Origin of the sequence: Microbacterium plantarum (genome assembly GCF_035231185.1) — a bacterium.
Lineage (GTDB): Bacteria > Actinomycetota > Actinomycetes > Actinomycetales > Microbacteriaceae > Microbacterium > Microbacterium plantarum.
In genome coordinates this window covers 1,930,668-1,946,898 of the sequence record NZ_CP141117.1, presented here as the reverse complement: position 1 = coordinate 1,946,898, position 16,231 = coordinate 1,930,668, and the positions used below count along the sequence as shown (strand labels likewise).

19 protein-coding genes are annotated in these 16,231 nt (G+C 67.4%); 12 read left to right on the top strand and 7 right to left on the bottom strand.

The window, feature by feature from the left end; all coding sequences use genetic code 11:
• Positions 1-82: 82 nt before the first annotated feature.
• The 9 genes from VC184_RS09285 to VC184_RS09245 are packed head-to-tail and all read left to right on the top strand — an operon-like array spanning position 83 to position 7,396.
• The gene (locus VC184_RS09285) at positions 83-796 is read left to right on the top strand and encodes a hypothetical protein (RefSeq protein WP_323985883.1); all 714 of its coding nucleotides are present in this window, start codon (positions 83-85) and stop codon (positions 794-796) included.
• 13 nt (positions 797-809) lie between these two features.
• The gene (locus VC184_RS09280; RefSeq protein ID WP_323985881.1) at positions 810-1,919 is read left to right on the top strand and encodes a hypothetical protein; all 1,110 of its coding nucleotides are present in this window, start codon (positions 810-812) and stop codon (positions 1,917-1,919) included.
• The gene (locus VC184_RS09275; RefSeq protein WP_323985880.1) at positions 1,912-2,808 is read left to right on the top strand and encodes a hypothetical protein; all 897 of its coding nucleotides are present in this window, start codon (positions 1,912-1,914) and stop codon (positions 2,806-2,808) included. Before VC184_RS09280 ends, VC184_RS09275 begins: the two co-directional genes overlap by 8 nt.
• Before the next feature lie 3 nt (positions 2,809-2,811).
• Positions 2,812-3,384 carry a hypothetical protein gene (locus VC184_RS09270; protein WP_323985879.1) on the top strand — a complete coding sequence of 191 codons (573 nt, stop codon included), beginning with the start codon at positions 2,812-2,814 and terminating at the stop codon, positions 3,382-3,384.
• A gap of 10 nt (positions 3,385-3,394) precedes the next feature.
• Positions 3,395-4,315, top strand: coding sequence for a M23 family metallopeptidase (locus tag VC184_RS09265; protein ID WP_323985878.1), 921 nt, complete (start codon positions 3,395-3,397; stop codon positions 4,313-4,315).
• 3 nt (positions 4,316-4,318) lie between these two features.
• Positions 4,319-4,705, top strand: a complete 387-nt coding sequence (locus tag VC184_RS09260) for a hypothetical protein (RefSeq protein ID WP_323985877.1) — start codon at positions 4,319-4,321, stop codon at positions 4,703-4,705.
• Between the two features lies 1 nt (position 4,706).
• Positions 4,707-5,345, top strand: a complete 639-nt coding sequence (locus tag VC184_RS09255; RefSeq protein WP_323985875.1) for a collagen-like domain-containing protein — start codon at positions 4,707-4,709, stop codon at positions 5,343-5,345.
• A gap of 10 nt (positions 5,346-5,355) precedes the next feature.
• On the top strand, positions 5,356-5,709 hold the full coding sequence (locus VC184_RS09250; RefSeq protein ID WP_323985873.1) for a hypothetical protein: 354 nt from the start codon (positions 5,356-5,358) through the stop codon (positions 5,707-5,709).
• Positions 5,710-5,728: 19 nt separating this feature from the next.
• On the top strand, positions 5,729-7,396 hold the full coding sequence (locus tag VC184_RS09245) for a GDSL-type esterase/lipase family protein (protein WP_323985872.1): 1,668 nt from the start codon (positions 5,729-5,731) through the stop codon (positions 7,394-7,396).
• 26 nt (positions 7,397-7,422) lie between these two features.
• On the opposite strand, the gene VC184_RS09240 is transcribed toward VC184_RS09245, so the two are convergent.
• From VC184_RS09240 to VC184_RS09225, 4 genes are all read right to left on the bottom strand, one after another.
• Positions 7,423-8,883, bottom strand: coding sequence for an O-antigen polysaccharide polymerase Wzy (locus VC184_RS09240; RefSeq protein ID WP_323985871.1), 1,461 nt, complete (start codon positions 8,881-8,883; stop codon positions 7,423-7,425).
• Between the two features lie 4 nt (positions 8,884-8,887).
• Complete coding sequence (locus VC184_RS09235; RefSeq protein ID WP_323985869.1) at positions 8,888-9,667, bottom strand: SGNH/GDSL hydrolase family protein; 780 nt, start codon at positions 9,665-9,667, stop codon at positions 8,888-8,890.
• Positions 9,668-9,768: 101 nt separating this feature from the next.
• Entirely contained in the window at positions 9,769-10,860 is a 1,092-nt protein-coding gene (locus VC184_RS09230) for an acyltransferase family protein (RefSeq protein ID WP_323985868.1), read from the bottom strand.
• A 143-nt stretch (positions 10,861-11,003) separates the two neighbouring features.
• Positions 11,004-11,300, bottom strand: a complete 297-nt coding sequence (locus tag VC184_RS09225) for a hypothetical protein (protein WP_323985866.1) — start codon at positions 11,298-11,300, stop codon at positions 11,004-11,006.
• Between the two features lie 60 nt (positions 11,301-11,360).
• On the opposite strand from VC184_RS09225, the gene VC184_RS09220 reads away from it, so the two are divergent.
• The 3 genes from VC184_RS09220 (at position 11,361) to VC184_RS09210 (ending at position 13,982) form a co-directional block, all read left to right on the top strand.
• On the top strand, positions 11,361-11,534 hold the full coding sequence (locus VC184_RS09220; RefSeq protein ID WP_323985865.1) for a hypothetical protein: 174 nt from the start codon (positions 11,361-11,363) through the stop codon (positions 11,532-11,534).
• Positions 11,535-11,538: 4 nt separating this feature from the next.
• Positions 11,539-12,186: a hypothetical protein gene (locus VC184_RS09215; protein WP_323985863.1), complete on the top strand. Its 648-nt coding sequence runs from the start codon at positions 11,539-11,541 to the stop codon at positions 12,184-12,186.
• A 626-nt stretch (positions 12,187-12,812) separates the two neighbouring features.
• A complete protein-coding gene (locus tag VC184_RS09210; protein ID WP_323985862.1) occupies positions 12,813-13,982 on the top strand; it encodes an RtcB family protein in 1,170 nt (389 codons plus the stop codon).
• A gap of 137 nt (positions 13,983-14,119) precedes the next feature.
• Here VC184_RS09210 and VC184_RS09205 read toward each other — a convergent pair whose 3' ends face one another.
• The 3 genes from VC184_RS09205 to VC184_RS09195 form a co-directional block, all read right to left on the bottom strand.
• A complete protein-coding gene (locus VC184_RS09205; protein ID WP_323987754.1) occupies positions 14,120-15,427 on the bottom strand; it encodes an MFS transporter in 1,308 nt (435 codons plus the stop codon).
• Positions 15,428-15,471: 44 nt separating this feature from the next.
• Positions 15,472-15,900 (bottom strand): MarR family winged helix-turn-helix transcriptional regulator, encoded by a 429-nt coding sequence (locus tag VC184_RS09200; RefSeq protein ID WP_274178558.1) that lies wholly within the window; start codon positions 15,898-15,900, stop codon positions 15,472-15,474.
• Positions 15,901-16,014: 114 nt separating this feature from the next.
• Positions 16,015-16,230 (bottom strand): hypothetical protein, encoded by a 216-nt coding sequence (locus tag VC184_RS09195; protein WP_282501071.1) that lies wholly within the window; start codon positions 16,228-16,230, stop codon positions 16,015-16,017.
• Between the last annotated feature and the right edge of the window lies 1 nt (position 16,231).

Here is a 16,231-nt window from a genome sequence, read left to right as displayed (position 1 = left end):
CAACGTCACAGTTCCGGAGACGGCCGATGCGTTCACCCTGTGGCGCGTCGACGGGGATCGGAGGCGAAAGGTCCAAGGAGTCGTGGATCGCCCGTACGCCGGCGCCGCGTCGGCGATGGACTTCGCTGCGCCCCCGGATGCGACGAGCTCCTACGAATGTGAGTTCACCTCGCAGGGCTACCCCGTTGGGAATGTGCCTTTGGGAACCGTCTTTCTCCCGTGGTCAGGGCCCGACAAGCACGTTCTGATTCAGAACCCGCTCAATCCGAGCCTGAGCGCTTTGGCGAAGAACATGGCAGGGTCCTGGCCAGAAATCAGCAGGACGGCTCCTGGGGCGGACGTGTTCGTCGAAGCGGATGACCTCCCGGTCTTCGTCGGAGGGGGGCCACTGACCGGGATCGAGGCGCTCGCGGTCGACTTCCAGGTGCCTGATCGGCAAACAGCGGCGCGGGTGTGGGCGACGTTGGGGACGAAGGAGCAGCCCCAGGTCCCCGTCTGGCTAGTGCGCTCGCCCAACCCGGGCTTGATGCCTCGGGTGTTCTACGGGCGGGTGTCGTCACTTCAGGAGTTGGACCGCACCGTTGGGCGTAGCCGCGGCGCGGGCGGAGGCGGCTCGTCCCGATTCCGAGCCACCCTGATCGAAACCCGACAGCCCACCCCGGGGATCATCGCACCGTCGCTGCGGTACTCGGATCTCGCAGCCGCGCTCGGTGGCACGTACAGCGGCATCGCGGACGTGCTGCCGCGGTATAGCGAGTGGGCCTCGGCGTGGGAGTACAGCGGCGCAGCCGGGTAGAAGGGAGCGCGTCGTGCGACAAACATCCGCTCGTATCAGTCAGGCGATCGCGGACGGCGGGACGAGGAAGTCGTGGGTGTTCGACCTCATCTACGACAATGCGCGTCGTCTCGCGAACGTCCCAATCCAGCGCGAACCCGCGCTCGACTGGGACGCGTCCCGCTTCGTTACTGGGTCCGGGTCGGCGCGCGTCGTCTGGACCGACGACCACGCGCACACCCTCGTGCCGCGCGAGATCGGCGACTGGTTCTCCCCGTTCGGTGCTGAGATGCAGGTCGACTGCATCATCGGCGCCGGAGTGTTCGCCGAGCGCATCCCCACCGGGCGGTTCGTCATCACCGAGGTGCCGGACGCGACGGAGTCGCGGATGCTGTGGGAAGGGCGCCTGATCCACCCCGGCGAGGCGTTCACCGTCACGTTGAAGGACCGGCTCGCGAAGGTCCAACGGGACGACTTCGGGATGCCGGCCGCGCCGCGCACCGCGTCGGTCTGGGATGAGATCCAGGACCTGACGGGGATGCCGGTGGTGCGGAACCTTCCGGATGCTGCTATCGGGGCAATCGCCTACGAGGGGCCGAAGGAAGACGCGCTGAAGGCGCTGTACGACCGCATCGACGCGTGGGCGCACCCCGACGCTACGGGGGCGCTCACGGCCCGCCCGAAGGCGTGGCCGGAGCCGGTCGACACCATCCGGAACGTCGTGTCCGCGCCCACGTCGATGACGTCGCAGTTCACCTACAACCGGGTGGTCGTGAAGGGCCGCTCGGCGGAAGGGCGGCCGCTGTACGGCGTGCGGGAGATCACCGAGGGGTTCCTCCGCGTGCGGAACAGCAACGGCTCCCAGTCGCCCTACGGCGGCGCGACGTACACCTACCCCGACACCCTCGGGGTGCTGGATACGCAGACGAAGGTGGACGAGTACGCCGCGAGCCTGCTTCCTCGGGTGTCTCGCATCCGGTCTGTGACCCGCGAGGTCACCGAGCCTTTCAACCCGCTGCGAGAGATCGGTGACGTCCTCGTGTTCGAGGACCGCCGGGCGTACGGCACGGCCCCGGTGCGGGTGCAGACCCTCCGGCACCGCGGGGCGCACACCGTGATGACGGTGGAGGTGCCGGATGGATGACATTCAGGCGATCCGCGCGCTCGTCGCGGGCAAGTCGCGGGTCACCCCGTACGTCGGGCGGTATGTCGGGAACGACAGCATTCACGCTCTCGTCGACATGGGCGGTGAACGGCTGACGATGCCGTTCGTGTCCGCTCTGGTGCCCGAGATCAACGAGCCCGTGCACGTGTGGTCTATCGACGGTGCGATGTTCATGGTCGGCCCGTCCACCCCGAAGCCCGGCATGGGAGTGGTGAAGACAACCAGCGGCGACTTCGTCACCGTCGGCACCGATTTCGGCGACTTCGTGATGCCGTACGGGCCGCCCGGAGAACCGCCGACATCGGGCGACACCGTCGCGATCAACTGGTCGACCAGCCCGTCCTGCATCAAGCTCTCCACCTCACCCGACCCGGTCGAACCACCGCCCGCGCCTGGTGGAGGTCAGGCCAGGGAGCAGACGGTCGAGATCCGTGCCTCCGAGGCCGGGTCGATCGCGAAGACCGGCGCCAACGGGTGGTGGCAGGCGCGCCCGTGGAACTCGCCCAGCAACTACGGGGTGTGGTTCTACCCGCGCATCGCGGACCTCATTCCCGCCGACGCGGAGTTCGTGTCGCTCGAGATCTTCCTGACGTGGGCGGTCCGCCGGTACGACAACACCCTCCGTTGGGGCACGCACACCTCCCCGTCGAAGGGCGCCGGCCTCCCGGCGGTGAACGGCAGCGCACCGTGGGACCCCGGCCGCGGTGCCGGCTGGTTCACCCCACCGTGGGCGCAGGACTGGTTCAACGCCGCGAAAGCGGGAACCTTCGGTGTCGCTCTGAACGCTCAGGGCGTCGGCCGAGAAGAAGCGAAATCACTTGCCGAGGACGGCCAGTCCGGAGCTCTCAGGATCACCTACCGGAGGTAGCGGATGGGAAACACCAAGAGCGCGAACGGGTCGCTCACCATGAACGACGACGCCACGAACGACGGCGGCCCTGTCGCTGACTTCCAGGCGATCGCTGACCGTGTCGAGCAGATCGGCGGCGTGCTGAAGCTCCCCTCCGCCGAGCGTGAGCAGCTCGTCGCCTCGTCGACGAAGGTCGGGTGGCTGCTGGTTGAAACGGACACGAGCCGGATCTTCCTCCGCACCCCCGACCGCCCGCAGGGGCTCCTCATCATCGAGGACACCGGGTGGATCGACCTGACCCTCGCTTCCAACTGGAAGAACTGGGGCGAAGCGTACGAGCTCGCCCGGGTCCGACGCGTGAGCCGGGTGGTGCACGTCACCGGCCTGATCCGCGACGGCGAGCCCGGGGTCGGGACGCTCCTCACGACCCTGCCCGTCGGGTTCCGTCCCGGGAAGGTGCAGCAGAAAGTCGTCTGGGCGAACGGGCAGGCCCGCCAGGTCGACATCTACCCCGACGGCCGCATCCTCGTCGGCGACACCCCGGTCTCGTCGTTCCGCACCACCCTCGACCTGTCGTTCGTCGCGGAACAGTAGGAGGCGGATCATGCTCACCCGAGCTGAGTTCTACGCCGTCCGCATGTGGACGCTGCTGTTCGCCGCTTGGGGCGCCGCGTACTCGATCGTCGAGTTCCGGCATATCGGTATCGACATCGGCACGAGCCGACAAGCGATCGACGTGCCGGCGCTGCTGGGTGGCGCCGTCGTCCGGGTCATCCGGATGTCGCAGACGCTCGGGTCCGTTGTCGTCCTCGACGTCGGACACGGCCTGTTCCATTCGTACTGCCACCTGTCGAAGGACCGTCTCCCGGCGGTCGGGCAGTGGATCGGGGCTGGTGACCGGGTCGGCCGTCTCGCCGGCGGGCCGCGCACCCTGCCCTTGAGTCACATCGATTACCCCGGCAGCGCATGGGGCGGCATCCACCTGCACCTCGTCATCAGCACCCACCCCGATTCGGCGCACAGCAAGGTGCGAGGTCACCGCACGCTCGGCGCGTTCCGTGACCCCGCCGAAACCATCCGCGCGGTCCTCGCGCAACCCGCTGGCGGCAACAGTCGCCCGTTCGTCCCGCAGGCCGTCGAGGTCGTGGAGGAAGAGGAAGAGATGAAGATCATCACGTCGAGCATCGGTCAGTCGCTCGTCATCGGCTCCTTGGTCGTGCAGTTCGGCTCGCCCGAAGAGGTCGAAGTCGCCATGTCGAAGGGCCTCGAGGTGCAAGAGGTTCACCCCGAGACGCACAAGCGGATGATCGCGGAGTCGAACCTCCGGCGCCACGACCGGCTCCCGTTCGTGCTCGTCTACGGCGACCCGTCCGGCACCGTCTACACGTTCGCCGGCGACGAGCTCAACCCAGTGTTCGATCCCGCGACGCTGCCGGTTCTGAAGCAGTCCGCGTACGACACGGTCACGTGGTCGCCGGAAGAGATCCGCCTACGGCTCGCCCGGCAGGCCGCGGCGACGAGCTGACGCGTGGCCGAGTCGGAATCGATCGAGATCAAGCTCGCCCGCCTCGATGAACGCACCAAGGGCACCGCCGACGACGTCGCCGAGATCAAGCTCAACATGGCGACCCGCTCCGACCAGGCCCGCGTCGACGAACGCATCCGCGACCTCACCGGCGCGCTCGAGCGTGAGCGCGCCGAGAGGGTCGCCGCGGTCGACGCGGAGAAGGCCGAACGCATCGCCGCGGACGAGAAAGAAGCTGCCGAGCGGAAGGCCGTCGCGGGCCGACTGCAGATCGTCGAGGACCGCATGGAAGCACGGAAGTACAACACCGCGATCGCAATCCTCCTGTCATTCCTCGGCACTGCGCTCGGCGTTATCGCGCTCGTGTTCCGACCGATCTTCGGAGGCTGAGATGACTCGCGCACATCGTTCACGGACAATCTTCGTCGGCCTCGTCGTCGCGCTCCTTGTCGCGATCGCCGCCCTGGCGACGTTCACGCTCAGCAACCTCGCGCAGCGCGTCGGCGCGGCGAATGACCGCAACGCCGCGCAGGCGCAGCAGATTGACGGGCTCCTCGACGACCTACACGCGTCGCAGGAGAACGCGCAGCGGTTGTACGACCAGCTGCTCGCGCTCGGCGCCCCGCCAGATGGCTCGTCGCCGGACGATGTCGTGACCGGCCCCAGCGGGCCGTCTGGGCTGCAGGGGGCTCGAGGCGAACGCGGGACCGCCGGTGAGCCCGGCATGCCCGGTGAGCCCGGCGCACCGGGAGAGCCCGGACCTGCTGGTCCTCCTGGCCCGGCAGGCACCGACGGCGACAGCGGGGCGCCCGGAAGCACCGGACCTGCGGGCCTGTCCGGACCACAAGGCGAACCGGGTCCGGCAGGACCGCAAGGGCCAGCAGGCGAAACCGGACCCGCCGGCGCACCAGGACCGGCCTGCCCCGACGGCTACTCCGCCTATGCCTTCGACGTCCAAGTCATCGACCCGGACACGGGCCTACCCACCACACAACAGGCCGCGCTCTGCGTCCCCACACCTTCGACCTGAGGAGGTCATCATGAACACCCCCACGCGCCAGGAACTCATCCTCGCCACCATCCGCACCGCTGTGCCGGCCGCGATCGGCTGGCTTCTCGCATGGCTGATCGGCACCATTCCCGCCGTCGCCGGCATCATCGCGACCATCGACGGCATCCTCGCGACGTCGGCGCCCGGTTACACGGTGTCCGTGATCCTTACGGCGATCTCGATCGGTCTCGTCACCGCCCTCTACTACTGGGTGGTCCGTGAGCTCGGGAAGCGGTGGCCGATCGTGGAGCGGTTCCTGCTCGGCTCCGCGAAGCAGCCGACGACTTACGTGATGCCCGAGGGCACCTACAGCACGCGCGTCAACGGCGCACACAACGAGTAACGCGGGGAAGGAGAGCAGCATGGCCGAGGTTCGGCAGATCATCCTTCGCTCGGGCACCAGTGCCGAGTGGGAGGCATCCGGCGCGGTCCTCGCGCTCGGTGAGCTCGGATTCGACTCGACCGTCGGGCGGGTGAAGACCGGCAACGGTAGCGACTCGTTCGCGGGCCTGCCGTGGTCGACGATGTCCGGCGCGGAGGTGCAGCGCGTGCTGGACGCGGCGGAGATCATCGAGTCCGCCGGCACCGCGACGGACGCGGCGATGGCCGTTGAGCTCGCGAAGCCCGACTCGGCATCCCGGGCTGTACTAAGCGACGCCTTCGTCGAGGCACTGGAAGAGGACGCGGCCTCACCTGCCGGCGTCATCCCGATATCAGTGGCGTCCTATGGCGATGGCCGCTACGCCGCATTCAGCAAGATGAAAGCTGGCTCCCTTGCCGCGGCTTTCGGAACCGTTCGTGAGCCGTTCCCGCCGGTCACGGCAGACGCACCGGCGATCGTCCACGCAGCGGCGACGGGAATGTCGGGCGCTTTCGAGATCGTTTCGGCGCAGGACGCGCGCATCACAAAGCTGGGACACCCAGGGGAATGGAACTCCACCTTCGGGCAACTGCGAGTTTCAGGGCCCGGGCACGCGGTTGGCTTCATCGTGGGGAGCGCGACGTTCGAGATTCGTTGGTATAACAACGCTCCTGACAACGTTCTCTGGCTGTGGGTTGATGGTCATCCGATGACCGTCTCGCCTGAAACGCCGGCCGGGCTGTCGGCGGCGACGCTCTACACGAAGCTCACATTCCCGACCGCGAAGGTGCGACGCATCGAGTTCTGGGCGCAGAACAATGACAGCTGGCTCGACGTTCGCGTGCCCATCGGCGCGTACGTGGCTCCGCTACCGAAAGCACCAAATATCGCCTTCGTCGGCGACTCGTTCCTAGCGGGAAGCGACACCACCTTCTGCCCAACCCAGAAGACCGCCGCCTACGTGATGGCACGGTCGCTCGGCGCGCGAGCCTACAACGCTTCTATCGGCGGGACGGGGTACGCGACGCCCACTGCGGCAACCCGATTCGGTTCCGCGGATCGGGTTGCGCTCGTGGCGAAGACACCCGACCTTGACCTCATCGTCATGGAAGGTTCCGTCAACGACGACCCCTACGCTGCAAACGTCCAAGCTGCTGCCGAAGCGACCTACGCCGCTTACGCTGCAGCGTGCCCGGGCGTGCCGATCATCGTCTTTGGCCCGCAGCCTTCCAACGCCACAGATACGATCAGCGCCAACCGGCGGAACAACGTCAACGCGGTGAAGGCCGCTGCAGCATCGGCTCCCAATGTGATTGCCTTCATCGACATGGTGGGAACCGCGGGGCCGGCGATCCCCGCATGGTCGTCTGCCACCACCTACAGCACGGGGTCACTGGTTACCTATCGCGGTTCCGTGTGGGAGGCCGCCAACGGAACAGGCACCGTCTCGGGCTCAGGGGAGACCCCCGGGTCATCCATCCGCTGGAAGCTCCGAACTCTCCTGTACACCGGGACTGGGAAGGTCGGCGCCACAGTAGGAGACGGCACGCGCGACACTGTGCTGTACTCAGACTCGGTGCACCCCACCGAGACCGGGTCATACCTTATGGGGCTCCGTCAAGCCGGAGACATCATCCGGGCACTGCAGCTGTATGCCTCTGGTGCCTAACCTGTCGCACGCAGGGGTGTCCGCCCCTATCGCAAGAGGGGTGCAGGGCGTGCTCCGCTACGCCGAGATGCCGCAGAAGGGCTTCGGCGGGACGTCGATTCGGTGCAGAGCCACCAGACGAGCATGATGACCGCGAGATTTGCGACAGCCTGCAATAAGGAGCCGCGCCAGAGGAAGATGAGGTAGAAGGGGATGACGCTTCCGAGGACAGTGGGCGCGCCCCAGACACGCATCTGTGCTTCGTTCCTCTCATCGGCACGACGCAGGACGATGCCGATCGCGAGCATGGCGATGATGACGCCCGGCCAACCGAAGTTGATGAACGCTTCGGCGGGCAGGGGAGCCGAGAGATTCTGGAAGACGTAACCCTTCTGCTCGGCGAGAAGGATGCCCGTGTCGACAGGCTTCGTAGGCCACAATGCGCGAGGTACGAAGAATAGGGCGACCCCGAGCAGCTGCAAGCCCCAGGTGAGACCGAACGTGTCGACGCTCCACGCAGTGTTCACAATTTGCCCGAAACCGTCGAAATCACCGGACAGCAGATCCTCAAGCGGGTTCGACTGTTCAAGGACGCTCGATTCGCGGCGGAAGGAGTCGAGGATCGGGAAGACCGTGACGAGCCCGACGACCGAGGCGACGGCGGCGATGCGGTATCGCCCCATGGAACGGAAGAACCCGCCGGCAGCGAGCAGCCCGAGGATCGCAACGGCGAGGATGAACCGCGCGGAAGCGAAGGGATTCACCAGCAGGATGAGAATCGCCGTGGAGCCGGAAGCGAGCATGATGGGCGCTTTCACGCCGGCCGCGCGTCGACGTCGGAACAACTCGTATTGGCTGACCACCGCCACCAGAAGGCCGACCGTCACGAATGCGATCAGGAGCGTGCGTAGCGCCTCATCTGACACGGCGGACTCCGTGGCGAGGTTCCGGGCCTCGCGGTTGACCAACAAGTTGCTTGCCCCGATAAGGCCGATGTAGGCGGCGGACAGCAATAGCAGCAGCATGGAGACGGAGGTCGCGCGCGATCCGCTCAAGCGACGGCGGGGCTCGTGAATCTCGCGACTGGCATTCCGCTTCCCGAAGGAGCTGCCGGCGATCAGGCAAACCTCGCTCGCGAGCACGATCGCCCAGGCGGTCCCGTCATATTGGTGAAGAAGGTTGGGTGTGGTACCCGGGTCGGTGGCGAGTCGCAACTGCACCAACGGCGCCAGCCCAAGGAAGATGTAGAAGAACAGCCACGTCATCAACTCGTACAGACGGCGCGTGGCGGACCCGATGATCCAGGTGAAGCGGGCTCCGGAGATGACCATGGAGACGATCGCCCAGGGCCAGGACTGGATGGGCGCCGCGCTCTCTGTCGCCTCGACCACCACGAGCGGGACGGCGACGCAGAGTGCAAGACCCACGTAGGTTGCGAGGAACGGCGCGGTCTTACCTTGTCGGTGAGTTGCCGAGTCGTGTGCTTCGTGTGCGCGGAAAGCTGCCATGTTTTCAGTCCTCAGATGGGATGCGTTCCTGCACCAATGGCCTCACGAAGTCGGCTATGGCGACGTGACCGGCATCATTCGGGTGGACGCCGTCAGCGCCGATCAAATCGTCGCGGTCGGCGAGGAGCCCGGTCTCGGTCGGATCGACGAAGTCGAATCCGTGTGCGGCAGCAGCCTCCGACAGGGCCGCATTGATGTCGATGATGCTGTCGGGGACGTCGCTCGAGGTCCACGGCGGTCCGATGATCAATACTCGCGCGTTCGGCGCCTTCACGCGCACAGCGTCGTACATGGCGTTCGCGGCGTCCTGCACGTCGTCGGCGTCGTCATCGTTGCGGCTGCCCATAATCACGATGAGGTCCGCGGTGGAGGGAATCTCATCGGCGAGCGTAGGCAGTGGAGGCCCGACCGGCCCCTCATTTACATACCCGGACCCTCCGCGCGCGAGCACTGTCGCTGCGAGGTTCAGATCATTGTCGAGCAGCGTCGTCCACCGTGCGTCAGGGCCGGAGTCCTCGCCGGACCCGCCTGTGTACGAGTCGCCGATGAAGACGACCTGCGCTCGGTCGGGCTGCCCGTTCGAGAAGCTGAAGGTCGGGACCGGACGCGGCTGCTGGTTCGGGTCTGCGTTGCTCTGTGCAGGCATCGCGAGCACTGTGCCGACGCCGAGCGCGACGAGCAGCGCAAAAGCGCCCACGATGCCCCACAGCGGCATCCCGCCGAACTCTTGACGCCAAAACCCCCCGGGCTGGTCGTAGCTGCGGCGGCCGCGTCGTTTCCCCATGCGCGCGATTCTATGCGAGCGTCGACCGACCCCCGACGCTGCATCGTCGAAAGCACAAACAGCAGTTGCCCCCGCATGACGGCGGTGCCGCTCAGCAGACGTCAGCGCATGTCGGAAGCGGGCTGCTCGACCGGTGGGGACGCCGGACGGGCCGGCCGGTCAAGGCGCTTCCTCAGCGCTTGGACCGGCCGCTCGACGAGCCACCAGCTAGCCGTCGCAGCCACGATCGTCAGCACGATGGAACCAATTGCGGCGATAGGGGAGAGGGGCCGATCGCCGAGCCACAACACGATCGGATAGTTCCACAGGTACGCGGCGTACGAAATTGTCCCCAGCGCGAGCAACGGGCGCAGCACCGGGGACGGCAGGTCCCGCCACGACGACCACGCCATCATCAGCGCTACGGTCACTACAGCGACAACGGGGCCGAGCAGCAGGTAGCCGAACGGCGAATTTTTCGGGTCGGGGATGAACGACAGTGCGACGAGGATGAGCGCCGCGGCGCTACCTCCGGCTCGCGGGGTGAACCACGTCGGCATCGTTCCACGCACCTGGTGCTCCCACACCTTCGCGGCTGCGCCGATGATCATGGCAATCGCCCAGGACGTCGGCAGCGTGTAGATGCGGTGGATGTTGGGGGCCGTCAGCAGGATCGAGGCGACGACTGCGGTCGCGAGGAGCACCGTCGAGATGCCGAAGGCTCGGCCCATCGATTTCCGACGGAACGCGAACGTAAGTATGAGCGGCCACACGAGGTAGAACTGCTCCTCGGTCGCGAGCGTCCAGAGGTGGTCGACGGCGGCGGAGCCGTGATCGTACGGCAGGTTGCCCGTGTAGGTGACGGCGGTGAAGATCGCCCGCACGATGCCATCGCGATCGTCGAGGGGATTGAGCGTCAGGGTGACTACGACGAACCCCGCCAGCATGAAGAGTAGTGGGGGGAATAGACGCAGCGCTCGGTTCCGGTAGAAGCGGCCGTAGCGCACGCGGCCGCGCGAGCGCACGTCCTTCATGAGAATGCCGGTGATGAGGTAGCCGCTGAGCGCGAAGAACGCGACGACGCCCACGATGCCGCCTGAGCCGACGATCTCAGGCCACGCGTGCCGCAATAGCACGAGACCGATAGCTATTCCTCGGATGAGGTCCAGTCCGGCGAGTCGACCGTGCACCCCGGTTCCTGCTGCTGACGTCATCTCGGCACCTTCCAGACTCGGCTTAGAGTACTGGGCCGGGATCACCTATGCGTGACGCGATCGACCCAGCAGTTCTCCACAGATAGTTCAGCCCCCGGCTGCCTCACCTCGAGGCGGCCGGGGGCTTTCGTCGTTCCGCGAGCTCACGGGCGCGGGATCGGCGCACCATGCCGGGGGATGCCGCGTCGTCGCCGGCCTTCGGTGACCCAGCGCTCAGCACCCGGGAGCGCGCGCAGTGCGGCCGCGAGCGCGCGGGTCTCGGCGCCATCGAAGTAGCCGGCCCAGATCCCAGCGGCCCGTGCGAGGACGTCGTCTCGTCCGCCCGCCGCGGCCGTGAGTTCAGCGATGACCGGCGCCGGGTCGCGGGTGTACTGGTTCCGGGCGCAGATCGCGGACAGCGTCACGTCCAGCATCGCGTCCGGGTCGAGCGGTGATCTCATGGCCGGGCATCCCTTCCCCGGCCGAGAGGATGCCATCGTACGCCGACATAGGCTGGCCGCATGGACGAGTTCGACGACTTCGACATCGGCTCGGAGCCGCGGTGTGAGGTCTGCGGAACCGTCATGCGCACCGTCGACGGTGCCTACCGCTGCGGCGGGTGTGGGTGGGAGATCGAGGTTCCCTGGATCGAGCACCCCGGTCCTGGAGACGTACCTGGCATCCACGGTGGGTGAGCCGGTGGCTAGGCTCTCGCCTGTGAAGAGAGTTTGGAGCACGGCAGTCGTCGCTGTGGTGCTAATCCTGTCCGGCTGCGGCGCGCAAGGTGACGCGGGAGAATCGACTGCGACGTCGCCCTCTGCGTCCCCGACTGCGGACCTCAGCGCCCTCGACGATCTCCGGGAATCCTACGTGGCGGCCGGAGGTCAGTGCGCGACCATGACCGCGAGGGAGACCGCCGTGGCGGAGGACGCAGGGGACTGTGATGGGGGCGCTCTCCTCACGACCTATCGGTCCGAGTCGCAGCGTGACATCGCGATCGACACGCTCGAGGCTCTTCAGGAATCGAACCCCCGCCCGCATGTCATCGCGGTCGGCCCCGACTGGATCGTCAACGGCACCGACGCCGAGTCTCGCGCAGAGGCGACGGGGGGCGCGGTAGTCCAGATCGGGCGACCCGCTGCCTCTGCCCCTGCATTCGACTTGGCCACCGACGAAGGCCTGTGCGCCGCCGACGCGGACATGACGAACCTCGAGCTCAACGACGCGCTGGCTCCGCTTCTCGGGTATCCGGCTCATCGTGATGCTCGGACCTCTGACCAGGACGACGCGATCCGCGAGTACAAGAACGCAGCGTTCGAGCGGGCGTGCCCCGCACGTGCCGGTTGATCTTCGGCCCCTCCCTTTGCTTCGGCCCCCATCCTGATCCTCAGGGTGGGGGCATCTTTGCGTCAGCCGGAGTGCTTCGTAGCCTGGGCTCGTGCCCACACTTTGCCCACAGGTGCTCCCAACATGTGCCTGCGGCTGCCCCCGCTTTCCTACGCGCTCACCGCGTGTTTCTGCGGGTCGGGCCCGACAATGCGACGAAGCCACGAACCACGACTTCTTCTCGGGGTCGGGCTCGTCGTACGTCATCGGCAAGGCCGAGGCCACCGAAGACGAGGACTGGGACTTCTGAGCCGACTCGCGCACGAAAGCGGCGCGTGTGACGGGATCGCTCCGGCGATTCCCGGCGCACGCGCCGCTTTTTCGTTGACGCCGCGCCGCGCCCACGCATAGGGTTGCGACGCCGCGCGAATCCGCACGGCATCACCGGAGGAACGACATGACCACGCGCAACGAGCGCCTGATCGCAGCGGACCTGGACCAGTTCCAGCTCCGCAATGAGTCGTACCCTCCGGTGCGAGACGTCTGACCCGCCACTGTCAGAACGCCCCGCACCGCACAGGTCCGGGGCGTTCGTGTGTTCCTCTCCATGCGCCCGTTCCCGGACCGTCATCACAAGGAAAGGAACCATGGAGAAGCTCTCGAACAGGCTGCTGTCGTGGGCGAGCATCATCGACGAGAAGACCCTCGATCAGGCTCGCACCGCGTCTGGCATGCCGTTCATCCACCCGCATCTGGCGCTCATGCCGGATGCGCACCTCGGCAAGGGGGCGACCGTCGGATCGGTCATCCCGACGCTCGGGGCGATCATGCCGGCTGCCGTCGGCGTCGACATCGGATGCGGCATGATCGCCGTCCGCACGCAGTTCACGAAGTCGCAGCTGCTCGGCCGCGACCTGGGGGCGCTGCGTGAGCAGATCGAGCGGGCGATCCCGCTGTCGGCCGGTCGCGACAACCGCAGAATCGTCGCGACCGCTGAGCCGCGCGTCGCCGAGCTGGAGGAGCTCGCCGAGAAGAACGAGTTCGACCCCGCCCGCTATGCCGGGCACTGGCGCAACCAGCTCGGGTCGCTCGGCTCGGGCAACCACTTCATCGAGGTGTCGGTCGACGAGACCGACGCGGTGTGGATGTTCCTGCACTCCGGCTCGCGAGGAGTGGGCAACAAAATCGCGACGCACCACATCGGGGTCGCGCAGCGGCTAGCGAAACAGTGGTGGATCGACCTTCCCGACCCCGACCTGGCGTACCTCGTCGAGGGCACGGAGGAGTTCCGGCGCTACATCCGCGAGCTCCGGTGGGCGCAGCGCTTCGCGCTCCTGAACCGCGAGGAGATGATGGACCGCGTCGCCCGTCAGCTGTCCGAGACGATGGGCGCCGATGTCGAGGAGCTCGAGCGCATCAACTGCCACCACAACTTCACCGAGAGCGAGAAGCACTTCGGCAAGCAGGTGTGGGTGTCGCGCAAGGGCGCGATCCAGGCGGATGCCGGCCGGCCCGGCCTCATCCCGGGATCCATGGGCACGGCGTCGTACGTCGTCTCGGGGCTCGGCAACCCGCTGTCACTGAACTCGTCCCCGCACGGGGCGGGGCGGGAGTACTCGCGGTCGGCCGCGCGCCGGACCTTCACGCACGACCAGTTGCGTGCGGCGATGGCGGGGATCGAGTTCCGCGACACGGATGCCTTCATCGACGAGATCCCGCAGGCCTACAAGCCGATCAATCGCGTCATGGCGGATGCCGCCGACCTCGTGGAGGTGCGGCACACACTGCGTCAGCTGGTCAACGTGAAGGGCGACTGACCCTCGTCGTGACGGATGGGAGGGGCGGATTCTGCGGCATCCGCCCCTCCCTACCCGCGGTACCGGAGCAGACCTGCACAAAGGAGGTGGCCCAGGGGGAAATCACCCTCCGTTGTGCGGATCTCCTCCGGAAGCGGTCAGGCGTCGCCCTGGCCGATATCGGCGGCCTCGGCGAGCGCGGTCTCGTGCGGGCGGCCGAGGTGGCTGAGGGTCCGGCCGGCGAAGGCGAGGATCGCGATCGCGACGATGAGCGCGGCGACACCGAGCCAGTAGGGCGCACTCGGGGTGATCGCGGCGGCGAGGGGGCCGGCCACGGCGGGAGCGATCGCGCCGCCGATGAAGCGCACGCCCGAGTAGGTGCCGCTCGCGACGTTCCGGGGGAGGTCGGTGGCTTCCATGACAGCCTCGGTCAGCGCGGTGTTCAGCACGCCGAGGAACAGACCGGCCACGATGACGGTGACGATCAGCACGGTGGCGCTGTCGATGCCGATCGCGAGGACGGCCTCGGCGACGGCCAGCAGCCCGAGCATCGTGAAGAGAACGGGCCGCAGGCCGAGCCGCCGGGTCAGCACGGGAGCTGCGAGCACTGACGTCAGTGCGACGGCGAGCCCCCAGCCGAAGAAGACGAGTCCGAGCTCGTGGGCTCCGAACGTCATCCCGGCCTGCGCCGCGGCGGACTCGATGGGATACGGGCTATAGGCCAGCAGCACGAAGAACGCGACGTTGTAGAAGAACGCCGTCAGCGACAGCGTCAGCAGGGCCGGGTTGCGCAGCGCGCGGAACGACGCGAGAAGCGACACCTTCGCCGGCGCGGCGGCACCGGCCGCCCGCGCGGGGGAGCGGAACACGACGAGGATCGCGAGCAACGCGATGGCCATGAGTGCGGCGGTGCCGAAGAAGGGACCGCGCCACGACAGGTCGCCGAGCGCGCCGCCGAGGAGTGGTCCGACCGCCAGGCCGATGCCGAGGGATGCCTCGTACAGCACGATCGCCTGACGGCTTCCGCCGCTCGCGGCTCCGACGATCGCGGCCAACGCCGTCGCGATGAAGAGCGCGTTGCCGATTCCCCAGCCGGCGCGGAAGCCGATGATCTCGACCACGCCGCCAGAGAGTCCTGCCGCCGCGGCGAACACGACGATCAGGGCGAGCCCGAGCAGCAGGGTCTTCTTCACCCCGAGCCTCGACGACACCCAGCTGGCGAAGAGCATCACGATGCCCGTGATGAAGAGGTAGCTGGTGAACAGCAGCATCGTCTCGGACGGCGTGGCATCCAGCTCGCGGCTGATCGCCGGGAGGATCGGGTCGACCAGGCCGATGCCCATGAACGAGACGGTGCAGGCGAAGGCGATCGCCCATACCGCGACGGGCTGTCGCCAGATCGACGCCTTCGCGGTCTCGGCTGTCGCCTTCGTCTGATCGCCGGTCGCGGGCCGTTCTGTATGCATCGCGCTGGTCACGCGCACCTTCCTCTCTTCGGCGTCTGTGGTGGTCATTGCAGTTCCGGCTCCTCGAGCAGCCCTGCAAGGAGCTCGGCAGCGCGCGCAAGGGTGGATCGGTCGGCGGCGCTGAGCCTCGCCCAAGCCGGCCCGGTCACCTCGAGCGCCTGCGAGCGGAACGCCTCGAACTGGCGCCGCCCCTCCGCGGTGATCGACACGAGCGAGGCCCGGCCGTCCTCGGGGTCGGCTGCGCGCTCGACGAGCCCCTCCGCTTCCATCCGACGCACCAGCGTCGTCATGGTGGGCTGGCTGACGCGTTGCCACTCGGCCAGGTCGCTCACCCGCGTGGGGCCGAGCTCGTCGAGGGCGGCGAGCGCACGCCACGTTCCCGCGGCGGCGGCGACCTCGACCCGGCGGGCCACAGCACGGTTGAACCGGCTCGACGCCGACATCAGGAGGATGGGGGAGTCGGAGAACTGCATAGCTCAACTATACAACATGCATAGAGGAGCTATCTAAAAGGCTCGACCCCCGAAAATGACGAAGCCCCCGGCATCCTCCTCGCGAGAGAGGATGCCGGGGGCATTCGCGTGGCGTCAGCGGCCGCCGTTGATCAGCCCGAGCCATTGACCGAACGGCTTCTCGCCGCGGATGTCGGTGTGTTGCTCGTTCTGCTCTTCGTTCGTGATCATGGTGACCTCCCCGCTTCTTCCGTGGAACTCATCATGAACATCGGCTCGCGTCGGCGCGCGGTCCTTGACGAACGACGCTCGGCGCGTTAGGCGCGCGACACAGCTTTTCTCGGTCGCCATC

Coding starts and splice junctions, on each gene's coding strand:
- VC184_RS09255 (WP_323985875.1), top strand. CDS start 4,707: ATGACTCGCGCACATCGTTCACGGACAATCTTCGTCGGCCTCGTCGTC.
- VC184_RS09205 (WP_323987754.1), bottom strand. CDS start 15,427: ATGCATACAGAACGGCCCGCGACCGGCGATCAGACGAAGGCGACAGCC.
- VC184_RS09235 (WP_323985869.1), bottom strand. CDS start 9,667: ATGGGGAAACGACGCGGCCGCCGCAGCTACGACCAGCCCGGGGGGTTT.
- VC184_RS09250 (WP_323985873.1), top strand. CDS start 5,356: ATGAACACCCCCACGCGCCAGGAACTCATCCTCGCCACCATCCGCACC.
- VC184_RS09275 (WP_323985880.1), top strand. CDS start 1,912: ATGGATGACATTCAGGCGATCCGCGCGCTCGTCGCGGGCAAGTCGCGG.
- VC184_RS09195 (WP_282501071.1), bottom strand. CDS start 16,230: ATGGCGACCGAGAAAAGCTGTGTCGCGCGCCTAACGCGCCGAGCGTCG.
- VC184_RS09225 (WP_323985866.1), bottom strand. CDS start 11,300: ATGAGATCACCGCTCGACCCGGACGCGATGCTGGACGTGACGCTGTCC.
- VC184_RS09210 (WP_323985862.1), top strand. CDS start 12,813: ATGGAGAAGCTCTCGAACAGGCTGCTGTCGTGGGCGAGCATCATCGAC.
- VC184_RS09245 (WP_323985872.1), top strand. CDS start 5,729: ATGGCCGAGGTTCGGCAGATCATCCTTCGCTCGGGCACCAGTGCCGAG.
- VC184_RS09220 (WP_323985865.1), top strand. CDS start 11,361: ATGGACGAGTTCGACGACTTCGACATCGGCTCGGAGCCGCGGTGTGAG.
- VC184_RS09230 (WP_323985868.1), bottom strand. CDS start 10,860: ATGACGTCAGCAGCAGGAACCGGGGTGCACGGTCGACTCGCCGGACTG.
- VC184_RS09265 (WP_323985878.1), top strand. CDS start 3,395: ATGCTCACCCGAGCTGAGTTCTACGCCGTCCGCATGTGGACGCTGCTG.
- VC184_RS09240 (WP_323985871.1), bottom strand. CDS start 8,883: ATGGCAGCTTTCCGCGCACACGAAGCACACGACTCGGCAACTCACCGA.
- VC184_RS09270 (WP_323985879.1), top strand. CDS start 2,812: ATGGGAAACACCAAGAGCGCGAACGGGTCGCTCACCATGAACGACGAC.
- VC184_RS09200 (WP_274178558.1), bottom strand. CDS start 15,900: ATGCAGTTCTCCGACTCCCCCATCCTCCTGATGTCGGCGTCGAGCCGG.